A 260-nucleotide genomic window follows, 5' to 3' on the forward strand; every position below is an offset into this window, starting at 1 on the left:
GGCTATCGTGCCTATCGATGAAAAGCTACTTACTCAATGGATCGGTCGCCAGCAAACCCAGCGCGACCTGTTGACGTCGGTTCCTCTTGGCGCACTCGCAGCCGTACTGGATCATGAAGAGCACTCCTATGGTAGCGATGCTCAAGTGCCGCCGCTGTGGCATTGGCTCTATTTCCTGCCCTTGGCGCGGCAATCGAATGTTGGCGCCGACGGCCATCCACAGCGGGGTGGTTTCCTGCCCCCGGTTAGCCTGCCGAGGC

1 pseudogene is annotated in these 260 nt (G+C 60.0%); it reads left to right on the forward strand.

The features are described 5' to 3' along the window. A pseudogene (locus SB816_RS32860) lies at positions 1–260 on the forward strand (acyl-CoA dehydrogenase); the annotation flags it as partial.

Source organism: Achromobacter sp. SIMBA_011 (assembly GCF_046535435.1).
GTDB lineage: Bacteria > Pseudomonadota > Gammaproteobacteria > Burkholderiales > Burkholderiaceae_B > Achromobacter > Achromobacter dolens.